Raw genomic sequence first — 16,462 nt, forward strand, 5'->3', positions numbered from 1 at the left:
CTGTGGGACCTGAAGGCCTACGACTCCAACCACAGGCAGAGCTCCTGCCCGCTGCACGACCCGCTGGCGGTCGGGGTCGCGGCCGACGAGTCCTTCGTGACCACGGGCACCGGAACGGTCGCCGTCGAATGCGCGAGCGAGCTGGGGCGCGGTCAGACCGTGTACCTGCCCGAGGACAAGGCCGCCCGCTTCAACTACCCGCCGCACATCCTCGCCCGTACCCGCCACACCGGCCGGGTGGCCCTGGGCACCGGGCCGCGCGACTTCAGCGCCCACTTCACCGAGACCCTGCTGTGCCGCCCCAGCCTCGGACCGAGCCGTCGGCAACCAAGAGCGAGAGAGAATGATGAACATACTCTGGGGAGTAGGCGGCATGGCTGCTCTGATCGCCATCGCGGTCGCCGTCTCCACCGACCGCCGCGCGATCAAGCTGCGCCCGGTTGCCGGTGCGCTGGCCATTCAGGTGGTTATCGGGGTGGTGGTCCTTTACTGGGAGCCCGGTCAGCAAGCGCTCACGTGGGCTTCGAACGGGGTCGGCGCGGTCATCTCCGCCTCCGACGACGGGATCGCCTTCCTGTTCGGCGACCTGGTCGAGGGCGAGGGCACGGTCTTCGCCTTGCAGGTGCTCCCCGTGGTCATCTTCGTGGCGTCCCTGGTCTCGGTGCTCTTCTACCTGGGCATCATGCAGCGGATCGTCAACGTCATCGGCGGCGCCCTGCACTGGGTGCTCGGCACGAGCCGGGCGGAGTCGATGAACGCCGCCGCCAACATGTTCGTGGGACAGACCGAGGCACCTCTGTTCATCCGCCCCTACCTGAAGCGGATGACCAGGTCGGAGCTGTTCGCGGTGATGGTCGGCGGGGTCTCGACCGTGGCCGGGACGGTGCTGCTCGGCTACGCGCTGCTGGGCGCGCGACTGGACTACCTGATCGCGGCGAGTTTCATGGCAGCTCCAGCGGGGCTGCTGATGGCCAAGATCATCATTCCCGAGACCGAGCGGCCCGCGGTTTCCACCGAGGCGGTCACCGCCGCAGGGCTCAACGGTCCGGGCGCCGCGCCCACCTCGTCCCCGGTCGGCGTGCCCGGCGAGGCTGGGACGAGCGACGCGACCGAGACGGAGCAGGAGAGTGGGTCGGGCGAGTCGAACGAGGTGGAACCCGAGCAGGACAAGCCGCGCAACGTCATCGACGCCGCCGCCAGGGGAGCGGCCGACGGTCTCAAACTCGCCGCGACCATCGGCGGCATGCTGTTGGCGTTCATCTCGCTGATCGCCCTGATGAACCTGCTACTGGGCGCGGTCGGTGGGCTCTTCGGCGCCCCGGACCTGAGCTTCGAGCAGCTGATCGGCTACCTGTTCGCCCCGGTGATGACGCTCGTGGGCGTGCCGTGGAGCGAGGCGGTGGCCTCCGGCAGCTTCGTGGGGCAAAAGATCGTACTGAACGAGTTCGTGGCCTTCGTGGACTTCGGCCCACAGGCCGACGACTTCAGTCCCAAGACCGCGGCGATCACCACGTTCGCGCTGACCGGCTTCGCCAACCTCTCCTCGCTAGCGATTCTGCTGGGCGGCCTGGGCAGCCTGGCCCCCAGTCGTAGGGGCGACATCGCCGACCTGGGCCTGCGCGCCATCCTCGCCGGGACCCTGGCCAACCTGATGAGCGCCGCCATCGCCGGGATGCTCATCTCCTGATATGTAGGAGTCTTGTGTCAGGAGGGGGCGTCGGTCAGGGCGGCGACCCGTTCAGAGTGCCCTGGAGCGGGTCCTGGCCTGCTCCAGGAAACGGCGCAGCACCTCGTTGAACCGGTCCGGGCGTTCCAGGTTGGGCAGGTGTCCCGCGCCCTCGACGATCTCCACGGCCGAGTCCGGTACCTGGACGTGCATCAGTTCAGCGCCCTCGGGCGGCGTGAAACCGTCGTGTTGGCCCACCACCAGCAGGGTGGGGGCCGAGATACGGGGCAGCAGCACCGTGTGGTCGGGGCGTTCGGCCCGGCCCAGCTGCGCGGCGGCAGCGCCCTCGGGCGGGGCCGCGTACATCATCGCGCGCACGTGGTCGGCGACCGCGGGCAGGTCGCGCACGTTGTCGGCGGTCATCATGCCGACCAGCATCTCGTCGGCGTAGCCGCGCATCCCCTCTTCGCGCAGGCGCGCGGCCATGCGCTTGCGGGAGAGCTTTCCCTGTTCGGTCTCCGGCATCGGGTTGGTCGCCGCCAGCGTCAGCGAGTCCACCCGGTCGGGGAAGAGCCGGTACATCTCCAGCGCGATCTGGCCGCCCATGGACAGGCCGACCACGTTGACCACGTCGATCTCCAGGTGGTCCAGGAGGGCCGCGAGATCTCGGGCGAAGGAGTCCATCGAGGTGAAACCAGGGAGGACGGTGGTGCGGCCGTAGCCGCGCAGGTCCGGGACGATGGTCCGGTAGCCCCGCCCAGCCAGTGCTCTGACCTGGGGTTCCCACATGCTCTTGTCGAAGGGGTGACCGTGGATGAACAGGACGGGGCATCCCGCTCCGCGATCGGTATAACTGACACCGATTCCGCGCACGTGCGCGGTGTCCGGGCCGTCACTGTTCGCGGTGTTCGTCGTCTGGTGTGTCACAAGAAACGATGTTATTCACGGGCGCAAGGCCTTGAATAGAGGCCTTCGGGAAAGTGGTCGGGCCGTAGGTGGTCCCTCGTCACCTACGGCCCGAGCGCCGTGGCCCGCCGTCCTCGGGCACGGTGCACTGCGGCGGACTCGGGGCCCGCCGCATCCGTGTCGGGTATGGATGTCCCGACACAGGTGGAGACGCGTGGTGAGCCGGAAGGGTTCGGTCCTATCGGCTTTCTGGCGACAGGAATTCTCCGGAGAGGTTCGACCCGCCCGCGGGTTGACTGGTCAATGCCCTGATCAGTGCTCCGCGCCCGTGGTCCTGCGGCGGCCGCCGCAGGCCATCAGCACAGCGGCGAGCAGGTACGGAGCGGCGAACACCGCGAAGGCCGGGCCGTGTCCCACGGCCAGGAACACCCCGGTGTACAGCAGGAACGTCGTGATTCCCACCGTCTCCGTGCCCATGCCGGCCAGCGAGGTGACGGTGGCCCGGCTGGGGCCGGAGATGCTGTCCTGGAGTCGGGCGTCGGCCACCACGCTCATCATCTGGCACACACCGAAACCGCATCCGAGCAGGACCCAGCCCACCGGATTGGCCAGAAGGGCTCCCGCGCCGATCGCGACCGCGGCCAGGACGAGGAGCGCGCCGAGGGTCAGGTGGTTCAGGCGGGCCGCCGGTCCGGCCAGCAGACCACCCACCGTGACGCAGGTCCACACCGTCAGCACCACCAGGGGTACGTCTTCGGTGGCGAGGCCCGCAGAGGAGGCCAGCAGGGGGATGTACTCCTCCAGCGTCTCCCAGAACGCGGTGATCAGGACGACCAGCACGATCGCGCCGCGCACGGTCCGGCTGCGGCGGGCCTCGGCCAGGCCGACCCGCATGGTCTCGCGGTAACCGGGCTCGGAGGCTTGGTCGCCCCCGCCGCCGGGGTCCCCGCTCGCGGCGCGGTTCTCCGGCAGAGCCAAACCGGACAGGGCGCACAGGACACAGGCGGCCACGCTGGCCGCGCCGATCGCCGCGTAGCCGCCGTGGGCCATCACCGGCACGGCGAGCATTGTGGCCGCGCCCACCGACGCCACACCCAAGGCCCGGGTCACACCCATGACGCGGGCGTAGCGGTAAGCGGAGCCCCGGTGTGCGAGTTCGGTGTAGACGAGCGCCTCGAAAGCTCCTGAGGACAGGGCGCCGCCCGCGCCCCACAGGACGAAGCCGAGGGCGAACACCCCGTAGGAGGGGAAGGTCAGCCAGAGCGCGAACCCGGCCCCGGCCAGCACCGGTGCGGCGGCCAGCAGGTGGCGGCGGGGCACGATGTCGGCCCAGGTTCCGGCGGGAACGGCTAGGAGCACGCCGGTGAGGGACCAGACGACGAAGAGCGAGCTGATCTGGGCGACCGACAGTCCGGTCTCGGTGAACAGCAGGGCGTACAGCGGATAGAGGAGGATGAACTCCGTGAAGAACGCGTACGCGTAGACGGGCCGGGTCAGCCTTGACAGCCGCGCGTCGGACGCGCGTGAGGGCAGGGTGGTCATGGAGGTCTTTCGGTCGGGCGAACAACGGACACCGGGGTGGTGGTCACCCGGTGGCCCGCGGGCGTTCGCCTCGGACCGGCCTCGGCCGCAGCCTGGGACTTAATGTCGCTGGTTCATGCGTCCAGGTTAGGGGATCCGGACCGGCCGCCGCCAGGCATCCAGAGCCTCCCTAGGAACCGTCGGCGCCTAGTCCCCCGGGAGAGATGCCCCGAATTCCACCCACTTCTCACTGGAGCGGTGGGTCCCCAGGCCCGAGGCGTCGAACTCGTCATGATCGCCGGGGCCGGTGGCCACGCCCAGGTAGCGCAGGGCTTGGGAGAGCGGCGATCCGCTCGCGGGTGCGGATGCGCCCACCGGTAGATGCAGGGGTCCCAGCACGATCTCGCCCCGTTCCCACACGACTGCCTGCTGCGAGCCGACCCCGCCGAAGAAGTCGGCCTCCAGGTAGGCGAGCGGGCCACGGGCCGAACAGGCGGCTATCCGTTCTACAAGCCAGTCGGTCAGCAGGAGGAAACCGGGTGGGTCGTCGACCACGATGTCGTCGTCCTGGTCCACGAGGTCGCAGGTGACCGGGAGGAGGCCCAAGTCTTGGTGCAGGGCGACGGGACGGGCACGGGCGAGGCCGCGGATGGCGCAGCGCAGGAGCGGGGCCTCAGCGACGACGGCGTCGAGTCTGTAACCCACGGGTTCCCTTCGGTCTCGGGGAGGCGACCGCGCCGATCCTAACTCCCGCGGGGACACGAAAGCCCAGGAAGTAACTCTCGGTCATTTTCTCGTTACCAAACGGAGGGTAACGTTCACCGCGTAGGGGTTGGGACGTACCGTTCCCCGTGGCGGGATTGACCACGGTCCTTCCCGCCTCGTATCCGTCGGGGCGGTTCCTCCCACGATCTCCAGGAGACCGTGCATGCCGGGCACCACAGCATCCCCCGATCCGTCCCGATCCCCCGTCTCAGGACTCGCCACGACCCGCCGACAGGCACTTGTCGGCGGTGCGGTCACATTGGGCGCGGCCGCTCTGGGTAGCACTCTGGTCACGCCCTCCGCCCTCGCGGCCACCCCTACTCCCCGAGGCCCCGTGATCTCCGAACCCTTCTCCTTGGGTATCGCCTCCGGTGACCCCCTCCACAACGGCGTCGTGCTCTGGACCCGCCTCGCACCCGACCCCCTCGCCGAGAACGGCCTGGGAGGTATGCCCGACCGCACGGTGGAGGTGGAGTGGCAGGTCTCCCATGACGAGAACTTCGCGGCCCTGGCCGCCTCCGGCACGGTCAGCACCGGCCCCGACCACGCACACTCGGTACACGTGGAAGTGGAGGGCCTGCGCCCCCGGGCCGACTACTTCTACCGGTTCCGCGCCGCGGGCGAGATCAGTCCAGTGGGCCGGACCAGGACCGCCCCCCTGCCCGGCAGCCGCCTGGACCGGTTCACCTTCGCCTTCGCCAGCTGCCAGAGCTACACCCACGGGTACTACACCGCCCAGGCCCACCTGGCGGAGGAGGACCTGGACCTGGTGGCCTTCCTCGGCGACTACATCTACGAGACCCCAGACCAGGGCGACATCGGCCGCGGACACTTCCCCGAGACCGAGGCCCGCTCTCTGACCGAGTACCGGCTCCGGCACGCCCAGTACAAGACCGACCACGACCTCCAAGCGGCGCACGCCGCCTTCCCGTGGGCGGTGGTCTTCGACGACCACGAGTTGGAGAACAACTGGGCCGACGACATCTCCTACGAGGAGGACATACCCCCGGAGAAGTTCCTGATCCGCCGCGAGCACGCGCTTAAGGCCTACTACGAGCACATGCCTCTGCGCGCCGCCCAACGCCCCGCCGGACCCGACCTGCACCTGTACCGCAGGCTGGCCTTCGGGAACCTGGTCGACCTGCACCTGCTGGACACGCGCCAGTACCGGGACGAGCAGGTGGAGGATTCCGAGCGCGAAGACCCCGAACGCACCCTGCTCGGCGCGGACCAGCGCCGGTGGCTGTCTCGAGGGCTGGCGGACTCCTCCGCGACCTGGAACATCCTGGCCCAGCAGGTCTTCTTCTCCCAGCGCGACTTCGCCGAGGGCCCGCCCACCCACTTCAGCGACGACGCCTGGGACAACTACATGGTGGAGCGGAACAGTGTCCGCGACGAGCTCGCCGGGGTGGCAAACCCGGTCGTGATCACCGGGGACGTGCACGCCAACTACGTGGTGGACGTCAAGGCCGACTTCGACGACCCGGAGTCGGCGACGGTCGCCACCGAGTTGGTGGGCACGTCCTTCACCAGCGGCCGGGACGGATCGGAACAGGACCCCACCGACGCGGTCCAGCTCGCGGAGAACCCGCACATCAGGTTCATCAACCGCCATCGCGGCTACGTGCGCAACACGGTCACCCCGACGGAGTGGACCGCCGACTACCGGGTGGTCAACTACGTGAGCGAGCCGGGGGCGCCCATCCGCGACCGGGCCAGTTTCGTCATCGACGCCGGCATACCGGGGGCCCGACCCGACGCGTGACGGGTGCGTGGCACACGGGACGGTGCGCGGCAGGCGACCTCTCAGAAGCGGAAGCGCGAGACCCGCATGGCTGAACGGGTGGGCTCCCACCCGTTCATCAGCTGATAAGAGGCCCGGTAGAAGCGTTCGGGGACTTCCTCGTGGCCGGACATCAGGGGGAAGTCCTCAGCCAGCGCCAGTCGCGGGTTCCAGTGCTCGGGGCTTCGGGGGTCGGCCATGCCGTGCATCTGTCGGCCGACCATCCGCGCCATCCGGCCCACCCAGGGCCGCACCGTGTCGAAGACCAGTTCTCCTCCTCGGGAGAAGTGGTCGACCAGGCGGTCCAGGAGCAGCCGTGTCTGCTCCGTGGGCAGGTACTCGACCAGGCCCTCGGCGATGACCAGCACGGGAGCGTCGGCGGGGACCTGGTCGAGCCAGTCGGGGTCGGTGACCGAGCCGGACAGCAGTCGGTAGCCCTCGGGTTCGGGCAGCAGGCCGCGGCGGAGTTCGACGACGCTGGGCAGGTCCAGGTCGAACCAGCGCCCGCCGCGCGGCAGGCCCAGCCTCAGCGCCCGGGCGTCCAGCCCGCAGGCCAGGTGCAGGACGGTGCCCTCGGGGTTCTCGGCGATCCACCGCCGCGCCCACGTGTCGATGCACCGGGCCCGCAGCAGCACCATGTACCGGTTGTCGGTCGCCCCGCGGAGCGCGCGCTGATCGAAGTCGAGGCGGTCGAACACGTCCACGGCCCAGATGTCGCCCAGCACCGGGTGTGCGTTCCGGAAGTCGAGCACCTTGCTGTACACGGTCCACAGCAGGGTCTCCTCAACCTCGTCGAGTTGGACCCTACCTACCTTGGTGGCCATGCTGCGCTCCCTTCCGAGGACTTTTCCGAGGAGGTCCTACCCCGGGAGGGGAGCCCTGATCGCGCGGGTCAGCTTCGCACCGGCCGGATCCTGCTGAGGTCGAAGTCGACCTCGAACGGCCGTGCTGCCTGGAGGCAGTCCCGCAGCACGGTTGGTCGAGCGGATCTCGCATCGTTAGCGAGTTCGTGGACGTGCACTACCGTGGCGTCCGCGTCCTCCTCGAACGACCAGAAGGGGGGACACCGGTCGCTAGGTGTGCCCGTGCCCGTTCCGCGGACCGGGACGACTCGCCAGCAGGGGCCACTTCGATCACCAACGCGACCGCGGCCAGAGGAAACCAGGAACACCACTCGGCATCGGCGGCCTGGACCTGGACACTCAGGATGTCGCTGTGCGGGTCGGCGTACCCCAGTTTGATCCGGTTCTCTGGCGGTGCAGACCCCGTCCCTTCAGGGCGGGGATCACCGCCCCCGCCAAGAAACGTCACACCCTCCCGATACGGTCCCCACCAAGACCAACGGGGGGTGTGTGCTGTGCTGACGGGATACCGGTACCGGCTGGCGCTCACCGACGCCCAAGCCCGCCAGTGCGCCGAGTACGGCGATGTCTGCCGGGCGGTGCGGAACACCGTCCTGGACCAGCGCCGCCACATCAGGGACCGGTGGCAGTGCGGCTATGCCACCCCCTACTGCGGCTACCACCTCCAAGCTGGGCAGCTGGCCCAGGCCAAGACCGAGGAGACCTGGCTCAAGGCCGCTCCCTCGCACATCCTGCAGCAGACCCTCAAGGACCTGGACCGGGCCTGCACCCAGCACGGCACCTTCAACGTCAACTTCCGCGCCAAACACCACTGGAAACCCTCGTTCCGCTTCCCCGACGGGCCGAGCATCACCGTCGAGCGCCTGGGCCGCTGGGGGCGGGTGCAGCTGCCCAAACTCGGGTGGGTGCGCTTCCGCTGGTCCCGCGCGCCCAAGGGCACCATCCGCTCGGCGACCGTGCGCCGCGACGGGGCGCACTGGTACGTGTCCCTGCTCTGCGAAGACGGCGAGCACACGTCGACCTCGCATGCGGTTCCCGATTCGGCGGTGGGGGTGGACCGGGGTGTGGCGGTGGCGGTGGCCACCTCCGAAGGCGACCTGTTCGACCGCACCTTCCAAACCCCCAAGGAGATCGAGCGGGAGCGCCGGCTGCGCCGCCAGATGGCCCGGCGCCGCAAGGGATCGAACAATCGGGCCAAGACCAAGCGGGCCCTGTCGCGGGTGACCGGGCGGGTGCGGGCCCGGCGCGCCGATTTCAGCGCCCAGACCGCGCACGTGTTGTGTGACAAGAACGCGGTCGTGGTGTTGGAGAAGCTCAACACGAAGAACATGACCCGCTCGGCCAAGGGCACCGCAGAGTCTCCTGGGAAGAGGGTGCGGCAGAAGGCGGGGTTGAACCGGGCGATCCTGTCCAAGGGCTGGCACGGCAGAAGCAGGAACCTGCTGCCGCCGCGAGGCGGACAGCGCCACCAGACCCTTGGGTCTGGTCGGAATCCCTCTCACTTCAGGAGAGGGAGGAAGTCAACATGACCCCCGGACGCCCCTCCTCCTCGGCCTCTACCGGAGACGCTTCGCCGCGGTAACGGTCGAGTACCGAACGCACAAGCGCCTGGACGTCCCCCGCGAAGGGGGAGAAGACCTGGCTCGCGTCAATCAGCTCGGTGTGTGGCGGAAGCTCACCGCAACGGTCCAGCTCATCGGCGGTGTAGCCGCCTGGTGAGGGCATCGGCACCGGGTACCAGGGTTCGGAGGACTCTTCACCCGCAGGCTGAGAGGACATGTCCGGCCCCCTACCTTACTGCTCGGGGCTGAGCCACAGGGCTTCGGCGGCGACCAGGCCCAGGGCCTGGTCACGCACCTCGTCGTCCTTCTCCGGGTGGACCGAGATCTGGATCGATCCGGCGAAGGGCAGGCGCTCGACGACCTCTACGCGCATGCCGATGCCGATGTCGATGTCGGCGAGGTAGCGCAGGAGCTCGGGGTCGGTGTCGTTGACCCGGACGATCACCCCAGAGGTCCCGGCCTCGGCGTCGGAGAGAAGCACGGACTCCCGCTCGACTATGGAGCCCTCCTTGGTGGGGATGGGGTCGCCGTGCGGGTCCACCACCGGGTCGCCCAGGTGGGTGGCGATGCGGTCAACGAACTTGTCCGAAACCACGTGCTCGAGGATTTCAGCCTCGTCGTGGACCTCGTCCCAGGAGTAGCCTAGCTCAGCCACCAGGTAGGTCTCCAGGAGCCGGTGGCGGCGCAGTACCGCCAGGGCGGCCTTGGTCCCGGTGTCGGTCAGGCTGACGTTTCCGTAGCGCTGGTGCTCAACGAAACCGAGTTCGTTGAGTTTGCGGAGCATCCCGGACACGGATGAGTTGGACACGGCTAGCCGCTCGGCCATCCCGGAGATGGTCACCGGTCCGGTGCCTCGCTCCTGGAGGTCGTAGATGACCTTCACGTAGTCCTCGGCCGAAGTGGACGGCCGTGCCGGTGTGTTCCCCATGCCCGTAACCGTATCGCGGACCGGCGGGGGCCCACGATCACCGCCGCCGCGCCTGTGGACAACTCGCGCGGCCGAGGGCGCGGGGCGCCCGTCTGGTCTCAGGCGGCGCAGGGCGGGTTCTGGTGTGCCTGGGTGGGGCGGCCGCGCGAGATGATCCGGGTGCCCGCGACACCGACCTCGCGGACCTGCGTCGACCCGCAGGCACACCGCGACCACACGGTGAGTCCGGCTCCGGTCCGGTGCTGGGAGAGCACCGAGAAGGGCTGGCCGTCGGGCCAACCGCAGTGCGGGCAGACGCTGGTCATCGGGCACCTCGTGTTTGTTGTCGTCTTCTCCGCTCCAGCTTGACGCCCCGCACCCTCATGGTCCGGGCCGGGTCTCTGGATGTGGCTCTGAAGAATCGCCTACTTATTCGCTCCGCGCCGGCTCCGGGCACTCTGGAGCCTGTGGGGCACGTGGTTGGCTCCGGCCGAGTGGAGTCTGTTGGAGCACGCTGAAGTGGTCCAGGCCCGGTGGGTACAGGCGGAGATCGATATGCGCGGTCTGGGGACGGAACAGGCCGTACCGCTGCGTCTTGCGGGCCTGTCCGTGGCGCAATCCCGGCTGGCCTCACGGCCGCCACTCTGCGCACACACTACCCGCGCTCGGCCGTCTGGGACCTGAAATCTGAGCCCGAAATGCGCTTGGACCTGCGTTTCCAGGGTGATGTCGAACTCACCGTCCCGAGTCCGGCCCTCGAACTCAGCCGCGCGGGCACCAGCGGGCGAGTGCTTCCCCCAGAGGTCCGGATTCACGCCCGTCCTCGGTGCGTACCCAGACCGCGTGCCCGTCGGGGCGCACCAGAACAGCCGAGGCCGTACCGGACCCCTCCCATTCGGCCAGGGTGAGGCCCTCGGTCTCGGTGGGTGCGCCAAGGAGGACTGGTCTTCCCTCAGCCAGTAGTCGGGACAGCGACGTGTCTCCCACGGAGGTGCGGCCGCACACATCGGGGACCATCCTCCCCACCCAGGGGTGTGCCTCCGGATCCCGGGCGTGCGTCTCGTACCGGGTGTCCAGGCCGGTGGCGGCCTCAGCGAGGGCACGGCCCGCGTCGGGGTGGGAGAAGACCCGGGTGAGTAGCTCGACCACCGGTTCCAGCTCCGGTCCGGCCTGACCCAGGAGCGCCTGGGCGCGGGTGCTGGCCAGGACCGCGGCCCCGGCGGGGTGGCGTTCGCCGTGGTAGCTGTCGAGGAGGCCCTCCGGTGCGGTCCCCGCCACCTCGGCGGCCAGCTTCCAGCCGAGGTTGACCGCGTCGTCCAGGGCCACGTTCACCCCGGTGGCCCCGGACGGCGGGTGGATGTGGGCGGCGTCGCCGGCCAGCAGCACCCGCCCCTGCCGGTAGGTCGCTGCCTGGCGCGCGGCGTCGCCGAACCTGGTCAGCCACAGGGCCCGTTCGATGTCCAGGGAGCGGCCGAGCACACCCTCCACCACCTCGCGGAACCGCTCCGGGGTGACCGCCTCCCGGACGTCGCCCGGCGGTGCGGGGTCCTCGACGGCCAGGCGCACGTGGTCGGGGCGCGGTACGGCGAAGAGCTGGCCGCCGGGGCCTTCGGTGACGCCGAAACCGATCTCCTCCTTGTCGCCGAGGACGACGTCGCCCATGAGGGTGTAGGTGCTGGCCCCGGTTCCGGGGAAGTCGATTCCGGACCGTCTGCGTACGGTGCTGCGGCTGCCGTCGCATCCCGCCAGGTAGGCGGCGCGCAGGGTGCGCGGACCGCTCGGGGTGTCGAGGGAGGCGGTGACCGCGTCCGGACCCTGGCTGAGATCGCTGAGCGGGTGACCGCGCAGGACCGTGGTGCCGGAGTCGAGGAGGTGTTCTTCCAGGAGTTCCTCGACCCGGTTCTGTGCGATGCCCAGGGTGAAGGGGTGGTCGGTGGCGGCCCCGGTCAGGTCGGCCGTGACCGGCAGGCTCACGAAGGGCGCGTGCGGTGTGCGCCACCCCTCCTCCAGGAACGGTTCGGCAAGGCCGCGGCGGGCGAGGAGGTCCAGGCTGCGGGAATTGAGAGTGAAGCCGCGGCTGAAACCCGAGCGCTCCGACTGGGCTTCCACCACGGTCACGTGCGCGCCGCGGGAGTGGAGTTCGATGGCGAGCATGAGCCCGGCGGGCCCGGCCCCCGCGACGAGGACGTCGGTGTCGGTCCGTGTGCTCATTCGGCCTCCTCGGTGGCCGGGGCGGCGGGCCAGGGCAGGCTCCCGGTGCGGATCTCGTCGAGGGTGCGGGTGACCCAGGCGAGTTCGGCCTCGCTCATGTGCACGGCGTACTCGACCTCGATGAGGAACAGCCGGGGCAGTTCGTGGGCGGCGGTGACCTCCTCGAGGTCGGTGCGCGCCGCCTCGATCTGCTCTCGCAGCAGGTCGGCGCGCTGGGTCAGCGCCTGCTGGGCACGGCCGGGGCCGAGGGCGCCGAGGTAGGCGACGGCGGACAGGAAGACGGGGTACTCCGGTGACGGGGTGCGGATGATCGAGTCGAGCCAGGCGAGGAATTCGCGCTCCCCCAGCTCCGTGTGCGCGTAGACGGTGCGCTGGGGGCGGTTGCCCTCGCGGACGGTGGCGTGGGGCAGGATCCAGCCGTCGCGGACGAGTGCCTCCACGGTGCTGTAGAGGGTGCCTGTGCTGAGCTTGAACGTGGTGTCCATGTGGCGCTCGCGCAGTGTGGAGGCCATCTCGTAGGGGTGCATGGGCCGTTCCTGGAGCAGTCCCATGACTGCCAGGGCCAGCGGGTTGGTGTTCTTGCGTCTGGGTGCCACCGGCTTCATCCTATAGTCGAAATAGATTAGTCGAACTCGACTATATGCTACGGCAGGGCTGGGCCCGGGCCGGGCAGGAGTGGCCCGGGGCGCGGTCTCGGCTCCCAGCTGCCTTGAACTCAGGTGAAGGGGTTCTACGATGAGCCCTGTGGGAGCGCCGAAGGTGTGCCCTGGTGGTAGAACATCCGCCACCGGCCGTCGGCGCCGCGCCGCCACAGCGAGCTGCGCAGGGCATGGCGCTCACCCGCCGAGGTGGCGTACGTCAGGTGCACGACCCCGGGTGCGATCCGGGTTCCTTGCAGGTCCAGGACCCGGATCGGTTCGCCGGAGGCCATCGCGGGCAGGTCGGCGAGCATCCGATCCCGGTCCCACCGGCGCCCCGACTTGCCCACCTCGACGAACTCGGGGTCCAGCAGCTCCCCGGCCAGCTCCCGCGAGGTACGCACCCCTGGCGAGTGCAACCGCAGCTCCGCCGCGATCGCCTGCTCGACCTCGTCGCACCCGCCGTGCCCGTTGCCCATTGGCCCTCCATTCGGTTGCGGGGATCCTACGACGCACTGGCAGCCACCGGCCTTCGGTTTTTCCGGTGCTCTTACTCAGCGGGGACGACCCCGCCCTCCAGGTGGGCCGGCTAACGCAGGAAGCGGCGGCGGGGAAACGGATTCATCCGTGTTCGTGTCGTTTCTGCGCTTCGGCGCCGTCGATTAGTTGCGTGAACTTCCGAAAACCCGCCCCACAAGGGCTCTCGCGCCTCAAGACTGGGAGGTGGTGGTCGGGAAGGGAATGCATTGAAGGACGTTCGGGCTCGGTACGTGTTGGCTTTCGACTCCTCCTGTGGCAGGTGCGCGGATATCTCCGCCACGGTGGAGGCGGTCTCGAGCGGGAGATTGGAGACACTGCCGCTCACCCATCCGGACGTGCGGGAATGGCGGCTGCGGCAGTGGGGGCCCAACGCCCCATGGGTGCCCACACTGGTTCGCCATCACGGAACCCGGGTCCGCTGCTGGAGCGGGGTATCGATGATCCACCCCTTCGTCCGCGGGCTGGGCGCGCTCGCCACACTGCGGGTTCTGGAGGCCCTCGGCGAGCTGAGCCGCCAGCGCCGACGCGCACCTTGGGAACGGGCCCGCATCCCCACCCCGGATACTCCTCGGCGGCCCCGCCTGCCGGGGCTGATCGCCGGAAGCATGGTGGTCGTGTCCCTGGCCCTCGCCGGGCGCACACCCGCGTTGGCCCGCTCCGACCACGCCCTGGCCCGCGAGTGGGTGGAGGCCAACCGCGCCAGGCTCCCCCGGGACTATGACGAGTTCGCCGCCCATCCGCTGGTCCGGCGCCGTCTCGTCTTCTCCGAGCTCTCCCCCGATGCTCGCCGGGACCTGTGGCTGGAGCACCTGCGCCGCTACGAGCGGGCACATCCCCGGCTCACGCCGGCCCAGCGCGAGGTGGTCGACCTGGCGCGGGGGATGCTCTCCGACCGGCTGGTGTTCCGTGACGGCCTGGACCCGGCCCGGGAACGGGAACTGCGCGGACTGGCCGTCTCCGCCTTCGGCACGGAGGAGGCCCACGCCCTGCTGGCCACTCTGGGACCCGACGAACCGGATCCGCACGCGACCAACCCGGCGAAGAGGGGGCGCTGCGGGGCCTGGGAGCCGTGTCTGTCCAAGGGCTGCCGGGAGGTCCCCTTCACCTGCGGAACCGCATGGGTCTACACCCGGGACGGCCTACGGGAGCGGGCCGAACCCTGAGGTCCGGCCCGTGCAGTGGACCTGGTCGGCCCGATGGTCAGCCCAGCTGCTTGAGCAGCTCCTGGGCCAGCGGGGCGGAGGAGGCCGGGTTCTGGCCGGTGACCAGGTTGCGGTCCACCACGACCTTCGGGGCCCACGGCTCGCCCTCCTGGAAGTCCAGGCCCGCGGCGACGAGGCGGTCCTGGAGCAGCCACGCAGCCTTGTCGGCCAGCCCGGCCTGGGCCTCCTCGGTGTTGGTGAACGCCGACACCCGGTAGCCGGAGAAGACGTTGTTCCCGTCGGCGCGCTCGGCGGCCAGGAAGGCGGCCGGAGCGTGGCAGACCACCCCGAGCGGCGTGCCCGCGTCCAGGGTTGCGGTGAGCAGACGCCCGGAGACGGGATCCACCGCCAGGTCCTCCATGGGGCCGTGCCCGCCGGGGTAGAAGACGGCGGCGTAGTCGGCCGGGTTGACGTCCTCCAGCTTGACGGGTCGGCGGAGCTCGTCGAAGGAGTCCAGGGCGGCCTTGACCTGGTCCGCCTTCTCCTGGCCGCCGTTGGCGCCGGCGGCGAGGCTGCCCTGGTCGACGGGGGGAACGACCCCGCCGGGGGTGGCGACGACGATCTCGTGCCCCGCTTCCTTGAAAGCCTCGTAGGGGGCCACGGCCTCCTCGGCCCAGAAACCGGTCGGGTGCTTAGTGCCGTCGGCCAGGGTCCAGGAATCGGCGCCGGTCATCACGAAAAGGATCTTGGACATGCTGTGTCACTCCGAAGGTGCGCGGGCTGATGGCCTGGATGGTGTTGCGCGTCGCCGGTTGCCGAACCTCCGCTCACGGAGCGTCAGAACCACGACGTCACCGACGCTAGTTCCCTCGGTAGTCATTTTCCAATGAGGCACCCAATGTCAGCCATCGGGATTCTGATGGGCCACTGTTCCGGGGCCCTGACCTCAGCCTGTCTCGGCCATGGCCCCTCGGAAGGTGCGCCGGTAGGTGAGCGGGGACACGCCGATCGCGGCGCGCATGTGCTGGCGCAGCGACGTGCCGGTGGCGAAGCCGACTTGCCCGGCGATGTCGTCCACCGGAAGGTCGGTGGACTCCAGGAGGTGGCGGGCCCGCACCACGCGCTGCTGGGTCATCCACCTCCCCGGGCTCATCCCGACCTCCTCGTTGAACCGGCGGATGAAGGTGCGCAGGCTCATGTGCGCGTGTTCGGCCAGTGCGGCCAGGGTGAGCGGCTCGGTCAGGCGCTCCAGCGCCCAGGCTCGCGTGGCGGCGGTCCCCTCGCGCCCCTCCTCGGGCACCGGCTGCTCGATGTACTGGGCCTGGCCGCCGTCACGCCAGGGCGGCACCACGCACGCCCGGGCCACCCGGTTGGCGACTTCGCTCCCCTGGTCGGTGCGGACCAGGTGCAGGCACACGTCCATGCCCGAGGCGGCCCCAGCTGAGGTCAGGATGTCGCCGTCGTCGACGAACAGCACGTCGGGGTCGAGGTCGACCCGCGGGAACCAGGACCGGAACAGCTCGGTGAGGCCCCAGTGCGTCGTGGCTGGGCGCCCGTCCAGCCATCCGGCGCTGGCCAGGACGAACGCCCCGGTGCAGATCGACACCACGCGCGTTTTCGGCCGCACCGACTCCAGCACGGTGACGAGATCGGGCGACAGGTCGCGCGTGAGGAGCTCGCAGTCGAAGGGCGGGATCACCACGGTGTCGGCGGTGGCCAAGGCGCGGGGGCCGTGCTCGACGGCGATGCTGAAGTCGGCGTTTGTGCGTACCGGACCTTCGTCGATGCCGCAGGTCAACACCTGGTACCGGTGCTCGCCCACGGCACCGAAGACCCGGGCGGGCATCCCCAGCTCGAAGGGGTAGACGCCCTCTAGGGCCAGGACCGCGACACGGTGTGGAACAGCCATGGCATGATCCTATCCAAAGATGACAATCATGCCATGGCGCGGCCGGGAC

At 69.8% G+C, this 16,462-nt stretch carries 16 protein-coding genes; 4 read left to right on the forward strand and 12 right to left on the reverse strand.

From position 1 onward, the window contains the following. Positions 1 to 373 precede the first annotated feature (373 nt). Entirely contained in the window at positions 374 to 1,687 is a 1,314-nt protein-coding gene (locus tag ACYVDG_RS13955) for a NupC/NupG family nucleoside CNT transporter (RefSeq protein WP_460751136.1), read from the forward strand. A 51-nt stretch (positions 1,688 to 1,738) separates the two neighbouring features. On the opposite strand, the gene ACYVDG_RS13960 is transcribed toward ACYVDG_RS13955, so the two are convergent. The 3 genes from ACYVDG_RS13960 to ACYVDG_RS13970 all read right to left on the reverse strand — a co-directional run bounded on the left by ACYVDG_RS13960 (position 1,739) and on the right by ACYVDG_RS13970 (position 4,798). After that, positions 1,739 to 2,593 (reverse strand): alpha/beta fold hydrolase, encoded by an 855-nt coding sequence (locus tag ACYVDG_RS13960; RefSeq protein WP_460751139.1) that lies wholly within the window; start codon positions 2,591 to 2,593, stop codon positions 1,739 to 1,741. Positions 2,594 to 2,884: 291 nt separating this feature from the next. Then, positions 2,885 to 4,114, reverse strand: a complete 1,230-nt coding sequence (locus ACYVDG_RS13965; RefSeq protein ID WP_460751142.1) for an MFS transporter — start codon at positions 4,112 to 4,114, stop codon at positions 2,885 to 2,887. 186 nt (positions 4,115 to 4,300) lie between these two features. After that, positions 4,301 to 4,798 (reverse strand): hypothetical protein, encoded by a 498-nt coding sequence (locus tag ACYVDG_RS13970; protein WP_460751145.1) that lies wholly within the window; start codon positions 4,796 to 4,798, stop codon positions 4,301 to 4,303. 223 nt (positions 4,799 to 5,021) lie between these two features. On the opposite strand from ACYVDG_RS13970, the gene ACYVDG_RS13975 reads away from it, so the two are divergent. Continuing rightward, complete coding sequence (locus ACYVDG_RS13975) at positions 5,022 to 6,623, forward strand: alkaline phosphatase D family protein (RefSeq protein WP_460751148.1); 1,602 nt, start codon at positions 5,022 to 5,024, stop codon at positions 6,621 to 6,623. A gap of 41 nt (positions 6,624 to 6,664) precedes the next feature. Here the strand turns inward: ACYVDG_RS13975 and ACYVDG_RS13980 are convergent, their stop codons facing one another. Beyond that, positions 6,665 to 7,465 carry a class I SAM-dependent methyltransferase gene (locus tag ACYVDG_RS13980; RefSeq protein ID WP_460751151.1) on the reverse strand — a complete coding sequence of 267 codons (801 nt, stop codon included), beginning with the start codon at positions 7,463 to 7,465 and terminating at the stop codon, positions 6,665 to 6,667. A 533-nt stretch (positions 7,466 to 7,998) separates the two neighbouring features. On the opposite strand from ACYVDG_RS13980, the gene ACYVDG_RS13985 reads away from it, so the two are divergent. Next, positions 7,999 to 9,033: an RNA-guided endonuclease InsQ/TnpB family protein gene (locus ACYVDG_RS13985; protein ID WP_460751154.1), complete on the forward strand. Its 1,035-nt coding sequence runs from the start codon at positions 7,999 to 8,001 to the stop codon at positions 9,031 to 9,033. Here the strand turns inward: ACYVDG_RS13985 and ACYVDG_RS13990 are convergent. The 6 genes from ACYVDG_RS13990 to ACYVDG_RS14015 all read right to left on the reverse strand — a co-directional run bounded on the left by ACYVDG_RS13990 (position 9,008) and on the right by ACYVDG_RS14015 (position 13,301). Continuing rightward, a complete protein-coding gene (locus ACYVDG_RS13990) occupies positions 9,008 to 9,283 on the reverse strand; it encodes a hypothetical protein (RefSeq protein WP_460751157.1) in 276 nt (91 codons plus the stop codon). The genes ACYVDG_RS13985 and ACYVDG_RS13990 overlap by 26 nt on opposite strands. A gap of 15 nt (positions 9,284 to 9,298) precedes the next feature. Beyond that, positions 9,299 to 9,994, reverse strand: a complete 696-nt coding sequence (locus tag ACYVDG_RS13995) for a metal-dependent transcriptional regulator (protein WP_460751160.1) — start codon at positions 9,992 to 9,994, stop codon at positions 9,299 to 9,301. Between the two features lie 98 nt (positions 9,995 to 10,092). After that, positions 10,093 to 10,299, reverse strand: a complete 207-nt coding sequence (locus ACYVDG_RS14000) for a hypothetical protein (RefSeq protein ID WP_460751163.1) — start codon at positions 10,297 to 10,299, stop codon at positions 10,093 to 10,095. A gap of 436 nt (positions 10,300 to 10,735) precedes the next feature. After that, positions 10,736 to 12,184, reverse strand: coding sequence for an FAD-dependent monooxygenase (locus tag ACYVDG_RS14005; RefSeq protein ID WP_460751166.1), 1,449 nt, complete (start codon positions 12,182 to 12,184; stop codon positions 10,736 to 10,738). Then, positions 12,181 to 12,780 (reverse strand): PadR family transcriptional regulator, encoded by a 600-nt coding sequence (locus ACYVDG_RS14010; RefSeq protein ID WP_460751169.1) that lies wholly within the window; start codon positions 12,778 to 12,780, stop codon positions 12,181 to 12,183. The genes ACYVDG_RS14005 and ACYVDG_RS14010 overlap by 4 nt, the downstream gene beginning before the upstream one ends. A 134-nt stretch (positions 12,781 to 12,914) precedes the next feature. After that, a complete protein-coding gene (locus ACYVDG_RS14015; RefSeq protein WP_460751173.1) occupies positions 12,915 to 13,301 on the reverse strand; it encodes a nuclear transport factor 2 family protein in 387 nt (128 codons plus the stop codon). A 498-nt stretch (positions 13,302 to 13,799) separates the two neighbouring features. Here ACYVDG_RS14015 and ACYVDG_RS14020 point away from each other — a divergent pair, with 498 nt between their 5' ends. Beyond that, positions 13,800 to 14,525 (forward strand): bacteriocin fulvocin C-related protein, encoded by a 726-nt coding sequence (locus ACYVDG_RS14020; protein WP_460751176.1) that lies wholly within the window; start codon positions 13,800 to 13,802, stop codon positions 14,523 to 14,525. 37 nt (positions 14,526 to 14,562) lie between these two features. Here ACYVDG_RS14020 and ACYVDG_RS14025 read toward each other — a convergent pair whose 3' ends face one another. Next, positions 14,563 to 15,258: a type 1 glutamine amidotransferase domain-containing protein gene (locus tag ACYVDG_RS14025; RefSeq protein ID WP_460751178.1), complete on the reverse strand. Its 696-nt coding sequence runs from the start codon at positions 15,256 to 15,258 to the stop codon at positions 14,563 to 14,565. A 192-nt stretch (positions 15,259 to 15,450) separates the two neighbouring features. Then, positions 15,451 to 16,413 (reverse strand): GlxA family transcriptional regulator, encoded by a 963-nt coding sequence (locus tag ACYVDG_RS14030; protein ID WP_460751181.1) that lies wholly within the window; start codon positions 16,411 to 16,413, stop codon positions 15,451 to 15,453. Positions 16,414 to 16,462: the final 49 nt, after the last annotated feature.

Source organism: Nocardiopsis oceani (assembly GCF_054777395.1).